The organism is Flavobacterium sp. (assembly GCF_965277525.1).
GTDB lineage: Bacteria > Bacteroidota > Bacteroidia > Flavobacteriales > Flavobacteriaceae > Flavobacterium.
This window is the reverse complement of the sequence record NZ_CBDIDC010000005.1, coordinates 650,279-664,527: the sequence shown is the minus strand read 5'-3', so window position 1 is coordinate 664,527 and position 14,249 is coordinate 650,279. Positions and strand designations below refer to the sequence as shown.

Genomic DNA, 14,249 nt, shown 5'->3' with positions numbered 1-14,249 from the left:
TGCTTTTTCAAACCTGTTAGGCTTTATATCATTGCCAATACTTTGCAAACAAATCCAATTAGGATTAAAATTGCGGTTACAATAAATTTTATCATTTTAAAATTATTTAGCGTCCATAAAAACATCAACATTTCTCTGATTTAGTTTTTCAGAAAATATAACACCATCTTTCATATGAATTGTTCTTTGTGAAAATGAAGCATCATAATCAGAATGTGTAACCATCAAAATAGTGGCTCCTTTAGCGTGTAGATCCGTTAAAAGTTCCATTACTTCATTCCCGTTTTTACTATCTAAATTACCGGTTGGCTCATCGGCCAGAATAATTTTGGGATCGTTTACTAAAGCTCTTGCAACAGCAACCCTTTGTTGTTGCCCTCCTGAAAGTTGTTGCGGAAAATGTTTTAATCGGTGTGAGATATTCAGTTTCTCAGCAATTGCTTCGATTTTTTGTTTTCTGTCGGATGCTTTTACATTATTATAAAGCAAAGGCAATTCGATATTATCATAAACTGAAAGCTCATCGATTAAGTTGAAATTCTGGAATATGAAACCAATATTTTCTTTACGAACAACAGCTCTTCCTTTTTCTTTCAAACCCACCATTTCCTGATCTAATAGTTTATAACTTCCTCCATTGGCACTATCCAAAAGTCCTATGATATTTAGTAAAGTAGATTTTCCGCAACCCGATGGTCCCATAATAGTCAGGAAATCTCCTTTTTTAATTTCTAAAGTAATGCCGCTTAAAGCAGCCGTTTCTACTTCTTCTGTTCTAAAAACTTTGGTTAAATTTTGAATTGTTATCATAGTTTTAAAATGTTTAGGTGTTATTGATTGTTTTTTGATTGATGATTGAAACTTTGCTAATTGTAAAATGTAAAATGTGAATTGTAAAATGTGAATTTTGAACTGTGAGTGCGACTGAAAACTAATTACTGCGAATTATTTATTAATAACTCCTCGATATCTTTATAGTCAGAATAAGATGAGGTAATCACAGATTCGCCTTCTTTTAAGCCTTGCAACACTTCATAATACGAAGGGTTTTCTCTTCCTAATTTTATATTTCTTTTTTCGGCTTTATTTCCTTTTACAACAAAGATCCATTTTCCTGCAGTTTCCTGGTTAAAACTTCCTTTTTGAACCACAAGAGTTTTATTTTTTTCTGATAAAATTAGTTTTACACCAAAACTAAGTCCGTCTTGCAAAACGATATTTTCTTTAGACGTAAAAGCCAATTCTACTATAAAATGTCCGCCTTTTACTTCCGGGATTACTTTAGTTACTAAAACTTCAAGGTTTTTACCTTTAAATTCTACCTGACCTTTCAAACCTTCGCGTATTTTTTCAAGATAAAATTCATCGACATCAGCGGTAAGTTTATACCCTTGTTTAGAATCTATTTTTCCGATGCTTTCGCCAGCCTGAAATGTTTTTCCTAATACGGGTTGAAACGAAGTTAGTCGACCGGATTCAGGAGCGATAATCAGGAAATTCTTTTTATTGTTTCTTAAAATATCCAAACTTTTCTCCATCGTCTGAATAGAGTTGTTTATTTGCGAAATCTGAATTTGATTCGTTTGTTTTTCTTTTTGAATACTTTGCTGAATCGTTCTTTTTCGTTCTTCCTGAAAACGAAGACTTTCCTTAAAAGTATTCCAGTCATTTTTAGAAATCACCTCTTTTTCATATAATCGGGCATTCATGTCGTATAATCTTTTGGCATCATTATAATCATGTTCAATTAAAACCAAATCCTTGTTCAAATTTAATTCCTGATTTCTAATGTTTAGTTTTCCGGTATTTAAATTATTGATTTGTTCAATAATGGCCGTTTCCTGAGTCAGGTAATTCAGTTCAGTATTTGGGTTGTACAAACGGGCCAGCGATTGACCTTTGGTAACCATGGCGCCATTCTCAACAAAAATCTCTTTTACAGATCCTCCTTCGGTAACATTGACAAGCATGACATTCAAAGGTTCTACTTTGGCCTGAAAAACAACAAAATCTTCAAAAAAGGCTTTTTCGACTTTCTGAATAGTGAGTTCTTCTGCTTTTACATTTAAACTTCTTTTCGTGTTAAACGAAAAAAACACGATTGCTGCCAAAACTAAAAAAACTCCAATTGCTATTGTGAGATATCTAAATTTTCTATTTTTACGAGGAATTACTTTGTCCATTTCTTTAATAATTTACTGATAGTCAATAGGTAAATATTGTGCCATAAAATTTATTATTTGTAAAGTGTTGATTTTAAAGAAGCTTTAAAAACTATTCAAAAAAGAAGTGTTCGATAATGAACAGTTGACCGTTCGTTATCGAACAAAAAAAGACATCATGCGAAGAAAACAAGCCCAAATATTAATCGTCGACGACCAGGAAGAAATTCTTTTTTCGGCAAAAATGATTCTCAAAAAACATTTTGAAACCATTTTTACAGAAAATAGTCCAAAAAAAATCATCTCTATTTTAAGTGAAAATGAAATAAATGTGGTTTTGTTAGATATGAATTATAGAATTGGTTTCGAAGATGGGCGAGAAGGTATTCACTGGCTCAAAGAAATAAAAACACTTTCGCCACAAACCGTTGTGATTTTAATGACGGCTTTTGGTAAAATCGATACAGCAGTTGAGGGAATAAAGATTGGTGCTTTTGATTATGTTTTGAAGCCCTGGAATAACGAAAAATTACTTGAAATAATTGATAAGGCTGTTGCCGAAAGCAGAAGAAACAGCAAAAAAGTGGTAGAAGAAAAACCAGCAAAAAACTATTTTGTTGGAAATTCGCTTAAAATAAAACAAGCCTATTCTATTGCCGAAAGAGTAGCCAGAACAGATGTTAATGTTTTGATTCTGGGCGAAAACGGAACCGGTAAATATGTTTTTGCCGAATTTATTCATCTAAATTCTGAACGAAAAGAACAGCCATTTGTACATGTTGATTTGGGTTCTTTGAGTGATAATTTATTCGAAAGTGAGCTTTTTGGTTATGCAAAAGGTGCTTTTACAGATGCCAAAACAGATACAGCCGGAAGATTTGAAACGGCGCAAAACGGCACGATTTTTCTGGATGAAATAGGCAATATTCCGTTGCATTTACAATCGAAACTATTACACGTTTTGCAAACCAAAACCGTTACCCGTTTAGGAGAAAGTAAGTCAAGGCCTTTAAATGTTCGCGTAATTGCGGCCACCAATAGTGATATAAAAGCTGAGGTTAAAAACAAAACGTTCCGCGAAGATTTGCTGTATCGCATCAATACAATGGAAATTCATTTGCCTTCGTTACGCGAACGAAAAGATGATATTGTACCAATGGCACATTTTATCCTGGATAAGATTGCCGAAAAATACAATCATGGTCCCGAAGCTTCGGGATGGCATTTTGAAGAGAATGTGGCACCCTATTTAGAAAAATATCCGTGGAAAGGAAACATTCGTGAACTGGAAAATAAAATAGAACGCGCTTTGATTTTGGCTGATAATAATACCATTTCTGTAACGAATCTCGATATTTTAGATTTCGAAGAAATTCAGGAAAACGATGAAAATCCGTTATCTGAAATGGAGAAAAGTGCGATCGAAAAAACGCTCTTCAAATACAACGGAAACATCAGTAAAACGGCTGAAGAATTGGGTTTGTCAAGAGCAGCATTGTACAGAAGAATTGAGAAATATGACTTGAAAAATTAATTTTACCGCAAAGCACGCAAGGTATTTTTTAGGTTTATTTGTAATTGGTTTTATTAAGTTCGCAAAGCTGTTTCTAGCTAACTTTGCGTACACCTTTGCGAACCTTGCGGTTAAATCTTCAGCTACATATACCAATAAAAAATTAAAATAATGAAAAACTGGAAGTTCTATAATGCTTTGTTTATAAGGGTTCTCTTTATTATGATTCCCTTTTTCTTTTGCGTTTTTTTGATTTATAAAACGCTTTATTACAATGCGCTTTTAGTTGGGTTTTTTATTTTTCTATTATTGTTTGAGATGTACTTTTATATTAAAAATCATTCACTGTTTTATGATAAAATATTGCTTTCGATCTTGCAAAATGATTTTTCAACCAATTTCCCGGAAGACTATAAAGAGAAGAAATTTAACAACTTATATCTTTTATATAATACGTTAAAATACCAGCAACAAGATCAAACCTCAAAAGAATTAATTTATAAATCGATATTAAATAATATAGATACCGCGACTTTAATTCTCGAGAAAGAAGGTGAAGACTGGAATATTTTTTTGATGAACGATTGCTTTTCCAGTTTATTTAAAGTGCCAAAAGTGAGCCACTGGACATACCTGAAAAATTATTTGCCATCACTTTGCGATGAAATTGAAAAGATGGAATTTAGGGAATTAAAATCGGCAATTTCGATCAAAATAGAAGAAGAAGATTTGCAGACTTTTGTTTTACAAACATCCATTACCAAAACGTATAACAAAGAATATTTTATTATTTTATTAGATAGTATTCAGCGTGTAATTGAGAAAAAAGAAAAAGAAGCCTGGATTAATTTAATGAAAATCATCTCGCATGAATTGATGAATTCCTTAACGCCAATTCGGGCACTTTCGCAGAATTTACTTCAGATTGTCGATCAGGAAAAACTCGAAGAAGATGATTTCGACGATATCAAAAGCAGTATTTCGACGATTATCAATCGAAGTGATCACCTGCAGGTATTTGTAGAAAATTACCGAAAACTAGCCATGCTTCCGACTCCAACAAAACAAATGACGCCAATAAATTTACTTTTAGCCGATTGTATGCGCATCATGAGCCCGATTCTAAAAGCGGAGAATATCGAATTGGTAAACGAAATTAATAGTTCGCGTTCTATTTTGATTGATAAAAGCCAGATAGAACAAGTGATTATAAATCTAATTACCAATAGCGTTTATGCTCTAAAAGAAAAGGCAGAAAAGAAAATGTTCTTGTCCAGTTATACTGAGAATAATCGCTTTTTTATCACCATTTCAGACAACGGAAAAGGAATCGATCAGGAGATCCGTGAAAAAGTATTTCTGCCATTCTTCACCACTAGAAAAGATGGCGCCGGCATAGGCTTAACGCTTTCTAAAAACATCATCGAAGCGCACGGCGGTTACCTAAGCTACCAAACCGATGAAAATAAAACGAGTTTTGTGATTTGTTTGATTTAATTTTTTTTTTGAATCCTATAAGTTGTATAAGTTCATATTAAATATTGCGTATAATCTCTCGCAAAGTTCTCGAGGCTATTTTTATTAATTGTGTAAAGTCGCAGAGCCGCAAAGAAAAACTTAAAAAATAAAACTTAGCGGCTTTGCGACTTTGCGCGATTAAATGACAAAGTAAATCAAGACAATACTTTTAAATGAACTTATATCACTTATATGTTAGAAATCTCAGGCGTCCAAAAGTGCTTTTCGAAATCTATAATTTGATTATTTACGACTTCAATGCCTTCGCTTTCCAGCAATTGCTGCATTAAATTGGTTCCGTCAAAATGGTGTTTTCCGGTCAAAAGGCCTTTTCTGTTTACAACTCTGTGTGCCGGGACATCTTCCATATTATGACAGGCATTCATTGCCCAGCCTACCATTCGGGCAGAACGGGCTGTTCCTAGAGCTCTCGCAATAGCGCCATAAGAAGTTACTTTCCCGTACGGAATTTGTCTGGCGATCGCATAAACCCTCTCAAAAAAATTATCTTCAGCCATACGTTTAAGTTATTTTTACCATAAAGATATTAAGGTTCATGAAGTCAAAGCTTAACTTTTATTGAAAAATGATTAAGAAAGTGAAGTTTTACAAGTAGTGCTTAATTTTTCTTAATTACTTAATGGTTCGATTTTATAAAACCTAAATTTTTAATTTTAATCTTTGAAAATACTTTTACCCGAAATAGTAACTTAAAATATTAAAAAGCGTTGCAATAGCAATTAATCCCGTGATACTACCAATAATAGTATTCATATTTCGCATCAGGTAATCGGTTTTCTTTTCGATTCTTCCAAAGAAACCAATGTAGCTGTACAAAGCAGCAAATGAACCCAAAACAGATCCGAATACAAAAGTAAAAATAATGTTGTGTTCGAATGCAAAAAGATGATATGAAGCCAAAGTAACGCTCACCACCACATAATATGGAATTGGAAAGAAGTTCAAACCAGATAAAAGCATTCCTAAAAAGAAACGGCTTTTTTTGCTGCTCTTTTTAATCTTCGATTTTTTTGCTTTTGGTTCTTTAGCGATAAACAAAAAGTAAATCGTTAGTATCGAAAAAATTGCAAATCCAACCTCACGTAAAAGCGTTACCACATCAGGGCGATTATCAATTACCTGTGCAAATAAAACGGCCAAAGAAACCTGAAAAAAGATGACTAAAATCGCACCGGCAACAAACCAAAGAGCGTTCTTTTTTCCCTCTTTCATGTTCACCTTAGCTGCTGTCATATTGATTAGACCGGGCGGAATAATCCCAATGAAAGCGGCAATAAAACCTGAAAGTAATGGGGTAAGTAATGCCATTCAGTTATTTTGATGGGGTTGAAAGTTCGTTTTTAAAATTAAATTAGTCTTTAATTTTAAAGCGAATATACGTAATTGCCTTATTAATTTCTAAATATTGTTTCTCGTAAAAAGTCTGAAAAGCAGTAACTTCCTCAGGACTTCCTTCGTTTGTATATACGTTATGATTCGCATATAAAACCTCATGTCCTTCACCGTGAAGCAATCCAAGAGTATAACCGTGCATGAATTCGCTGTCGGTTTTAAGGTTTACAACACCGTCTTTCTTAAGGATTTTTTTATACAATTTCAAAAACTCAGAGTTTGTCATTCTGTGTTTGGTTCTTTTGTATTTGATTTGCGGATCCGGAAAAGTAATCCAGATTTCATCCACTTCATTTTCATTAAAAATATGGTCGATCAATTCGATTTGAGTACGAATAAAAGCAACGTTATGAAGTCCGGTTTCTACAGCGGTTTTAGCACCTCTCCAGAAACGAGCACCTTTAATATCTATTCCGATAAAATTTTTGTCAGGGTATCTTTCTGCTAATCCAACAGAATATTCACCTTTTCCACATCCTAATTCTAAAACTAATGGATTATCATTTTTAAAGAAATCAGAGTTCCATTTCCCTTTTAGAGGCATTAAATCGCCTACAACTTCTTCTCTGGTTGGTTGAAAAACGTTTTGAAACGTTTCGTTTTCTCTGAATCTTTTTAGTTTATTTTTACTTCCCACTTTTACAAAAATTTTCAGCAAAATTAAGGAATATAAACGAATGAAAATAGCGCAACGGTGTTTAAAGTTTTTTGCTGCGAATTTTGATTAGGAATATTGTTTTTTGGCCACGAATTACACAAATTGGCACTAATTTTTTGGCCACAGATTATAGAGATTAAAAAGATTTTTAAAATAATTAATTTTTGATCGGGTAGGTATTGTCCCTACGGGACAAAGTTTTGCGTTTAGCAATCTTTTACCGATATATAATCTCTACGAGATATACTCCGTTAGGAGTTAAATATCGGTAGAAAATTAGATTAGTGCTTTCAATAAAAATGTCCTGTAAGGACTACACCGGTTAAGTTTTCCGCCACGACCCGAGCGATAGCGAACAGGCGAAGCAATTTCACCAATTTTCACCAATTAAGTTAAACCTTATAATCGAAAAAAAAATTAGTAAAAATTAGTGTAATTCGTGGCAAACTATTTTTTACCTCCGGTAAGAAAAATCATTTTAATCTTTATAATCTGTGGCAAAAAAATTACCCGTAATGCGCCTCAGTAATAGGTTTTAATTTAGGATCAAGCGTTTCATCGTGTTGCGATAAATCAAGACCAATATGTTCGTTTTCTTCAGAAACACGTAATGGAATTATAAAGTTGGTTACTTTGAATAAGAAATAAGCGCCGAAGAACGTAAAGATAGAAACCAGCACCAAAGCCATCATATGATGACCAAAAACGTTCCATCCGCCGTGTAATAAACTCGCATCTTCGCCATGAGCAAAAATCGCGGTTAAAATCATTCCCATAATTCCACCCACACCGTGACAGGCAAAAACGTCAAGTGTATCATCAAATCTTTTCGAGAAACGACAGTTTACCACTGAATTCGAAACCAAAGCCGTAAGAAACCCAAAAAACATACTTTCAGGAACCGATACAAATCCTGCAGCCGGTGTTATGGCAACTAAGCCCACAACAGCTCCAATACAAGCTCCTAAAGCCGAAACTTTTCTTCCGTTCATTCTGTCAAAGAAAACCCAGGTTAACATCGCAGCGGCAGATGAAGTTGTGGTTGTAGCGAAAGCCATTGCAGCAGTTCCGTTGGCAGCAAGAGCTGAACCCGCGTTGAATCCGAACCATCCAAACCATAACATTCCTGTTCCTAATAATACAAACGGAATATTGGTAGGTATATGATCGCTATTTTTTCTTTTTCCTAAAACCAGAACCCCTGCCAAAGCAGCAAATCCTGAACTCATATGTACTACAGTTCCTCCGGCGAAATCTTTTACACCAAAATAACTTCCTAAAACACCCGTAGGATACCAAACTGAATGGCACAAAGGCGCATAAATAAAAATGGTAAACAAACTGATGAAAAGTAAATATGATATAAAACGCACACGTTCTGCGAACGAACCCGTAATAATTGCCGGAGCAATAATCGCAAATTTCATTTGAAACAACGCAAACAACATAAACGGAATCGTGCTTGCTAATTTTTTATGCGGCAAAACACCCACATAATCCATAAAGGCAAAAGTAGTTGGATTACCAAAGAAACTATAAAAATGTTCTCCTGAACCAAAACCTACAGGATCGCCAAAAGCCAGGCTAAAACCCACTACAACCCATAAAAGTGTTACAACGCCCAAACAAATAAAACTTTGCAACATGGTCGAAATCACATTTTTTCGGCCTACCATTCCTCCGTAGAAAAAAGATAATCCCGGCGTCATGATCAAAACCAGGCAACAAGAGGTTAACATCCAGGCAACATCGGCAGTAACAATATGGTCGGTTGTGCCAAATTCAGATAATACATAACTATTTGTGGTAACAGTTGGCCAAAATGCACCGGTAATACAAACAATACTTATAATAATAAAGGAAATGATCCAGCGTCTTTCTATTTTCATTTTTCAAATACTTTATTGAACCCTATTTTTTTTGGGGTCAAAGTTAAAAAAAAATAAAGATTTTGATTTTTAGGGCTAATAAAATAGAGGTTGTGCTTTTATTTTAGTCAATTTTGTAAAATTCGATCCGTTTTTTTGAGACAATCTTATTTTGAACTTATAATTTATGGGTAAAATTGCCAATTGTATTATAATTAATTTGATATACGGCGCTGTAAAGCACTAGAAAAGTTAGGATTATAAAAACAAAGCTCAAAAATGTTTATTTTTTCTGAAGCTTCGCGATTAGGACGTCTTCGATAGGTGCTTTTATTTTGGTCACCGCATCCACTTCGTCATTAGGGATGGTCATCGATAACACATAATGTTGAATCTTCCATTCTTTCCCCACTTTAACCAAAACACCGGAACCGCGACAAATTTTCATCTGTGTATTGAGCAATTCATCAAACCACGCAATTTTTCGAGTTTTATCAAAAAAGATATGACGTTCAAGAGCGGTAAAATTCCAGGTTTTTCCTTTGTCAAAAAAAGGTTTTGCCCAAACTTTAAAGTCTTTTTTGCTCCAGTTTTCGGTAGCGTCAGTTCCTATGAAAATTCCGTCTTCGGCAATTAAATCAAAGTACGCGTCGAATTTTACATCGGCAGCTGCTTTGTGCCAGGTATCAAGAGTTTGATTGACTTTGTCTTTTTCAGAAGTTTGTGCAGTTGCAAAAGTGGCAACAAATAATAAAAGTAGAATTGATTTTTTCATGAGAGGTTTTATTTTGGATTTAAAGTTAGTAAAAAATTTTTCAGAGGAACAAAGGTGCAGAGGTTCAAAGGTGCAGAGTTTTTTTGTTGGGCTAATTTAATCGCGCAAAGACGCAGAGTCGCAAAGTTCTTTTACTTGTAAATTTTAAAACTTGGCGCCTTTGCGTCTTTGCGCGAAATTCTCAACACGATATTATATAACTTATATGATGAAATCTTAGTATATTTGAGTGCTTTAAAATCGATACATCATGAATCCAAAAATACTTATCACCTCAATATTTGTTACTTCTCTGGTTTTTACCTCTTGCAAGAAAGAACTGGAACCACAGGAAAACACCCCAACATCTGAATTGGTGAAACTAGGATTAGCAAAAGACACCACAAAAACACAGCAATCGGTAGTTCAAAATCCGACGACGAATCCTAACACCGTAATGGGGGCAACGCAAGGAATAAATCCCGCACACGGACAACCCGGGCATCGTTGCGATATTGCCGTTGGCGCACCTTTAAATTCGGCTCCAACGCAAGGACAAACGACTACAACTCAAACTGCACAGCCTGTACAAGTAAATGCAGGTCAGCAAAACGTAGTAACAACAACCGTAGCACCAGCAAAAGTAGCCAAAGGAATGAATCCGTCGCACGGACAGCCCGGCCACAGATGTGATATTCCGGTTGGAGCGCCTTTAAATTCTCCGGTAGCGAAACAACCAGTTGCAGCTACTACAGCACAAAGCGGAACTACTTCACAAAGCTTTACAGTAACCCCACCCGCAACTAATGCAGTTCCGGCTTTATTAAGTACAGAAGAAGCAGTAGCAGACGGAATGAATCCAGCGCACGGAAAACCCGGCCACAGATGCGATATCGCCGTTGGAGCTCCATTGCCAAAATCATAATATTAGTCAATAATAATCTGGGCGTGCCACCAATAAAAAAAGGGGCCAACTATGCAAATCGCTTAGTTGGCCCCTTTTTTTATTGCTGTCGGGCTTTCGCTGCTACTGCGGTAGCGTAGCTCTATCCCTCACGCAAAAACTAGATTGTGTTATAAAATGTGTGTAATCCCTATGGGCAATGTCACTAATTTAAGCTTTTAGAAAATAAAATTATTGCAAATCAAATCCGTTTTTATCCGCGTTTTTACGAAGTAAATCTGTTTTGTCCGCGTCAAAATTAGACGCTGATTTTACTGATTCGCTAAAGCGAAAACGCTGATAAAAACAGATTTTTATAATTACTTTCTTGATTAAACGGTTAAGTAATTTTATAGATTTTCCCTTAACTTAATGATATTGCCCGCAGGGACAACACAAAAACGTTTCCTGTTTATTCACATTTATAAACCGATAAACATTTATTCAATTTCAAAAATCGCCTGAATTTCTACAGCCGAATTGATCGGTAACGAAGCCGCTCCAATCGTTGCTCTCGCGTGTTTTCCTTTTTCACCAAAAACCAAAGCCGTCAAATTCGAAGCCGAATTCATAAGTCCGGCATGTTGCGTATATTCCGGAGTCGTATTAAAATATCCCGTTAGCTGTACACATTGTTTTACTTTGTTCAAATCGCCTCCGCAAGCCTCTTTCAAAACCGCAATGACATTCAGCATCGTTTGGTACGTTGCTTCTTTTGCCTGATCTTCAGTAACCGTTGCGCCAACTTTACCCGGATTTAAAATCTTTCCGTCTTTCAAAGCTACCTGATTAATGTATACTTTATGATCTGAGATCGTAAACGGAACATAATTTCCAACCGGTTTAGGCGCTTCAGGAAGCACAATATTATTGTCTTTTAAAGTTTTGTTGATGTCGCTTTTAGTTTCAGCCGAAGTGGTTTTTACAGACTTTATATTCTCCGTATTTTTCAATCCCGAAGCCACTCTTGCCAAAGCTTTTCCTTGTTCCTTAGCCAAATTCAATTCGCTTTGTGAAGGGCGAGTTCCAGTAGATCCTGTCAATGCCGTTGCGCCAAACGGAGTATTTCCTTGCGGAACAGTTTTATCTAAAGTTGCCGTTCCCATAATTCCTGTTGGTACAATGACCATTCCGTGCGAGGCAAGGATATTCCAGAAAGACAAAATCGCAGCTTCTTTTCCTGCCCCGGATCCAGCCGACATGAATACAGTTGCCGGTTTTCCTTCTAAAGTTCTCGAAGTCCAAAGCGGAATACTCTGACTAAAAAAGTAATTCATATCAGCACTAATATTCGCAAAATGAACCGGACTTCCAAAAGCGATTCCGTCATAATTGGCCAATTCTTCGATCGTAGCAACAGGTAATTTCTCTACTTCAGCATTTAGTTTTTCTTTTGTGTTTATAGAAGGAACACGTTTTAAAGTCGCTTTTGTATTTGGATATTCCTGAATTCCTTCGGCAATTGCTTTTGCCATTTTGTACGTTCCGCCGTTTTGAGAATAAATTAAAACCAGCACATTGGTTTCAGATGATTTTGTTTGTGCATTGGCACCAAAACCTATAAATAGGGCTATTAATAATACAAGTAATTGCTTTTTCATGAGGGTAATTTTAAATAATTTGTAATGGATAATCTCAAAAAAGAAGTCTGTTTTATTTCAAAAATCAGTTCCTTTTTTGGGACTGCAAAATTACTTCTTACAATACCAAAAAGCGTTATTATTATGTTAATCGTGTTTTTCTTTGCATTGTTTATTGTTGATTTGTTAGAAGATTATGAGTGTTTGAAACTTTTAAAATGGGCTGAAAGCCCTAAAAGCAGCGTAGTGCAACGCACTACAAATTAAATCAAAGCGAAAAATTGCCAATGAACAAAATAGACTTAAATACAAATCAAGATTTGGAACATAGCTATGTTTGTTTAAACAAATGAAGTGCCTTTTTTTAAAGTTTACAAATCTATGTTCCTATGTGTTTAAAAAACTCAATATAAAAAGTTAACCATTAATTTTCTAACTTCGAGGAAACAAATCGCCTTATGATGAAAAAAGCAATTGTATACGGAGCAAGCGGATTAGTAGGATCTTATATTCTCGAAACGTTGTTGAATAATGTTAATTACGAACAAGTAATAATCGTAGTCAGGAAAGATCAAAACATTCAGCATCCAAAACTAAAAACGATAATAGGAGATTTCAATTCCTTACCCGAAGTGGTAAAAGACATTGAAGCCGATGAGGTTTTTGTAGCCCTTGGAACCACGCAAAAGAAAACACCCGATAAAAAACTATACTATCAAATCGATCATGATTATCCGGTATTAGCTGCAAAATTGGCGAAAGAAAACGGAGCAAAAGCCGTATTTCTGGTTTCGGCCATTGGAGCAAATGCAAAGTCGTCGATATTTTATACGAAGATGAAAGGCGAAACCGAACAGGATATCATCAATCTGAATTTAGATCACACCTATATCTTTCGTCCTTCGATGATTTTAGGAGATAGAAAAGAAAGCCGACCGTTGGAAAAAGTATTCATCGGGATATTCAAATTGATCAATCCTTTGTTTATGGGAGGAATGAATAAGTATAAAGGAATAGAAGCAGCCGATATCGCCAAAGCAATGGTCAATAGTGCGGGACAACTTAATGAGAAAGTCAAAATATTGCAGTGGGAAGAAATGACCAGTTTGCTGAAATAAAAAATGGCATTATCCTGATTAGAGATAATGCCATTTGCATTTGATATATATAAATTAAAACGATTTCTGTTTTTCGAAAGTCGTAGTAAGTGATTTTTTTGCTTTGGCAAGAGCACCGCTAAACGCTTTTTCAAGTGTATCGGAGTGATCTGTTACGGTTAAGGGTTGTAAATTGGCTACACGAACTTCAATCACGCATTTTTTATCGTTTAAGCTGAATTTTTCTCCGTTTTCATCTCCAAAATGTACTTCAATGCGGGTTATTTTTTCTTCAAAACGGGCTAAACCTTTTTCTAATTCTTCAGAAAAATAAGTTGCTAATCTTTCGTGTCCTTCGATGTTTTTGTCGGTATTGATTTGAATTTTCATATCGGTTTATATTTAATGATTATTCTCAAAGCTATCTTTTTTAGAATGAAAAGCCAAGTGAGTTAATAAAACATTATGAAAAAATGTTGAAAAAATTACGGGCTTTTTTTGTCAGACCTGGCGATTTCTGAAATGTTATTATCGAACGCGGATTTAACGGATTCACTTCGTGAAAACGCGGATAAAAACAGATTTTTTATTGTGTTTTGTCAGACTGAGCGTCCCGATCCCGAAACTTCGGGACGGGAGAAGCGCCTCCGCACCAACAACCCAACTAAATTCAAAAATCTTTTAGACCAATAAAGAAAAACCATACGAATCTCAAACGTTTTTTGGTATCTTCGCAGTCCTAA

General features: G+C 35.2%; 14 protein-coding genes. 5 read left to right on the top strand and 9 right to left on the bottom strand.

The window, feature by feature from the left end:
• Positions 1-102: 102 nt before the first annotated feature.
• Together ACQY44_RS11215 and ACQY44_RS11210 are read right to left on the bottom strand one after the other, a co-directional pair.
• Complete coding sequence (locus ACQY44_RS11215; RefSeq protein ID WP_428230442.1) at positions 103-810, bottom strand: ABC transporter ATP-binding protein; 708 nt, start codon at positions 808-810, stop codon at positions 103-105.
• Between the two features lie 125 nt (positions 811-935).
• The gene (locus tag ACQY44_RS11210) at positions 936-2,183 is read right to left on the bottom strand and encodes an efflux RND transporter periplasmic adaptor subunit (protein WP_428230441.1); all 1,248 of its coding nucleotides are present in this window, start codon (positions 2,181-2,183) and stop codon (positions 936-938) included.
• Positions 2,184-2,340: 157 nt separating this feature from the next.
• Here ACQY44_RS11210 and ACQY44_RS11205 point away from each other — a divergent pair, with 157 nt between their 5' ends.
• Complete coding sequence (locus ACQY44_RS11205) at positions 2,341-3,696, top strand: sigma-54-dependent transcriptional regulator (RefSeq protein WP_428230440.1); 1,356 nt, start codon at positions 2,341-2,343, stop codon at positions 3,694-3,696.
• 150 nt (positions 3,697-3,846) lie between these two features.
• Positions 3,847-5,172 carry a sensor histidine kinase gene (locus ACQY44_RS11200; RefSeq protein ID WP_428230439.1) on the top strand — a complete coding sequence of 442 codons (1,326 nt, stop codon included), beginning with the start codon at positions 3,847-3,849 and terminating at the stop codon, positions 5,170-5,172.
• Between the two features lie 209 nt (positions 5,173-5,381).
• Here the strand turns inward: ACQY44_RS11200 and ACQY44_RS11195 are convergent, their stop codons facing one another.
• From ACQY44_RS11195 to ACQY44_RS11175, 5 genes are all read right to left on the bottom strand, one after another.
• A complete protein-coding gene (locus ACQY44_RS11195; RefSeq protein WP_428230438.1) occupies positions 5,382-5,711 on the bottom strand; it encodes an MGMT family protein in 330 nt (109 codons plus the stop codon).
• Positions 5,712-5,886: 175 nt separating this feature from the next.
• A complete protein-coding gene (locus ACQY44_RS11190) occupies positions 5,887-6,522 on the bottom strand; it encodes a LysE family transporter (RefSeq protein WP_428230437.1) in 636 nt (211 codons plus the stop codon).
• Between the two features lie 43 nt (positions 6,523-6,565).
• Positions 6,566-7,243 carry a tRNA (guanosine(46)-N7)-methyltransferase TrmB gene (gene trmB / locus ACQY44_RS11185; RefSeq protein ID WP_026982683.1) on the bottom strand — a complete coding sequence of 226 codons (678 nt, stop codon included), beginning with the start codon at positions 7,241-7,243 and terminating at the stop codon, positions 6,566-6,568.
• 527 nt (positions 7,244-7,770) lie between these two features.
• Complete coding sequence (locus ACQY44_RS11180) at positions 7,771-9,153, bottom strand: ammonium transporter (RefSeq protein WP_428230436.1); 1,383 nt, start codon at positions 9,151-9,153, stop codon at positions 7,771-7,773.
• A gap of 262 nt (positions 9,154-9,415) precedes the next feature.
• The gene (locus ACQY44_RS11175) at positions 9,416-9,907 is read right to left on the bottom strand and encodes a nuclear transport factor 2 family protein (protein ID WP_428230435.1); all 492 of its coding nucleotides are present in this window, start codon (positions 9,905-9,907) and stop codon (positions 9,416-9,418) included.
• Between the two features lie 250 nt (positions 9,908-10,157).
• Between ACQY44_RS11175 and ACQY44_RS11170 the strand changes: the two genes are divergently transcribed.
• On the top strand, positions 10,158-10,811 hold the full coding sequence (locus ACQY44_RS11170; RefSeq protein ID WP_428230434.1) for a hypothetical protein: 654 nt from the start codon (positions 10,158-10,160) through the stop codon (positions 10,809-10,811).
• Between the two features lie 458 nt (positions 10,812-11,269).
• On the opposite strand, the gene wrbA is transcribed toward ACQY44_RS11170, so the two are convergent.
• The gene (wrbA, locus tag ACQY44_RS11165; protein ID WP_428230433.1) at positions 11,270-12,430 is read right to left on the bottom strand and encodes an NAD(P)H:quinone oxidoreductase; all 1,161 of its coding nucleotides are present in this window, start codon (positions 12,428-12,430) and stop codon (positions 11,270-11,272) included.
• A 24-nt stretch (positions 12,431-12,454) separates the two neighbouring features.
• On the opposite strand from wrbA, the gene ACQY44_RS11160 reads away from it, so the two are divergent.
• Entirely contained in the window at positions 12,455-12,676 is a 222-nt protein-coding gene (locus tag ACQY44_RS11160) for a hypothetical protein (RefSeq protein WP_428230432.1), read from the top strand.
• A 194-nt stretch (positions 12,677-12,870) separates the two neighbouring features.
• On the top strand, positions 12,871-13,527 hold the full coding sequence (locus tag ACQY44_RS11155) for an oxidoreductase (RefSeq protein WP_428230431.1): 657 nt from the start codon (positions 12,871-12,873) through the stop codon (positions 13,525-13,527).
• A 54-nt stretch (positions 13,528-13,581) separates the two neighbouring features.
• Here the strand turns inward: ACQY44_RS11155 and ACQY44_RS11150 are convergent, their stop codons facing one another.
• Complete coding sequence (locus ACQY44_RS11150) at positions 13,582-13,896, bottom strand: HPF/RaiA family ribosome-associated protein (RefSeq protein WP_194615273.1); 315 nt, start codon at positions 13,894-13,896, stop codon at positions 13,582-13,584.
• Positions 13,897-14,249: the final 353 nt, after the last annotated feature.

Excerpts from the sequence above, each read along its gene's own strand:
- ACQY44_RS11205 (WP_428230440.1), top strand. The coding sequence starts at position 2,341 with ATGCGAAGAAAACAAGCCCAAATATTAATCGTCGACGACCAGGAAGAA.
- ACQY44_RS11195 (WP_428230438.1), bottom strand. The coding sequence starts at position 5,711 with ATGGCTGAAGATAATTTTTTTGAGAGGGTTTATGCGATCGCCAGACAA.
- ACQY44_RS11150 (WP_194615273.1), bottom strand. The coding sequence starts at position 13,896 with ATGAAAATTCAAATCAATACCGACAAAAACATCGAAGGACACGAAAGA.
- wrbA (WP_428230433.1), bottom strand. The coding sequence starts at position 12,430 with ATGAAAAAGCAATTACTTGTATTATTAATAGCCCTATTTATAGGTTTT.
- ACQY44_RS11210 (WP_428230441.1), bottom strand. The coding sequence starts at position 2,183 with ATGGACAAAGTAATTCCTCGTAAAAATAGAAAATTTAGATATCTCACA.
- ACQY44_RS11215 (WP_428230442.1), bottom strand. The coding sequence starts at position 810 with ATGATAACAATTCAAAATTTAACCAAAGTTTTTAGAACAGAAGAAGTA.
- ACQY44_RS11155 (WP_428230431.1), top strand. The coding sequence starts at position 12,871 with ATGAAAAAAGCAATTGTATACGGAGCAAGCGGATTAGTAGGATCTTAT.
- ACQY44_RS11180 (WP_428230436.1), bottom strand. The coding sequence starts at position 9,153 with ATGAAAATAGAAAGACGCTGGATCATTTCCTTTATTATTATAAGTATT.
- ACQY44_RS11190 (WP_428230437.1), bottom strand. The coding sequence starts at position 6,522 with ATGGCATTACTTACCCCATTACTTTCAGGTTTTATTGCCGCTTTCATT.
- ACQY44_RS11175 (WP_428230435.1), bottom strand. The coding sequence starts at position 9,907 with ATGAAAAAATCAATTCTACTTTTATTATTTGTTGCCACTTTTGCAACT.
- ACQY44_RS11200 (WP_428230439.1), top strand. The coding sequence starts at position 3,847 with ATGAAAAACTGGAAGTTCTATAATGCTTTGTTTATAAGGGTTCTCTTT.
- ACQY44_RS11170 (WP_428230434.1), top strand. The coding sequence starts at position 10,158 with ATGAATCCAAAAATACTTATCACCTCAATATTTGTTACTTCTCTGGTT.
- ACQY44_RS11160 (WP_428230432.1), top strand. The coding sequence starts at position 12,455 with ATGGATAATCTCAAAAAAGAAGTCTGTTTTATTTCAAAAATCAGTTCC.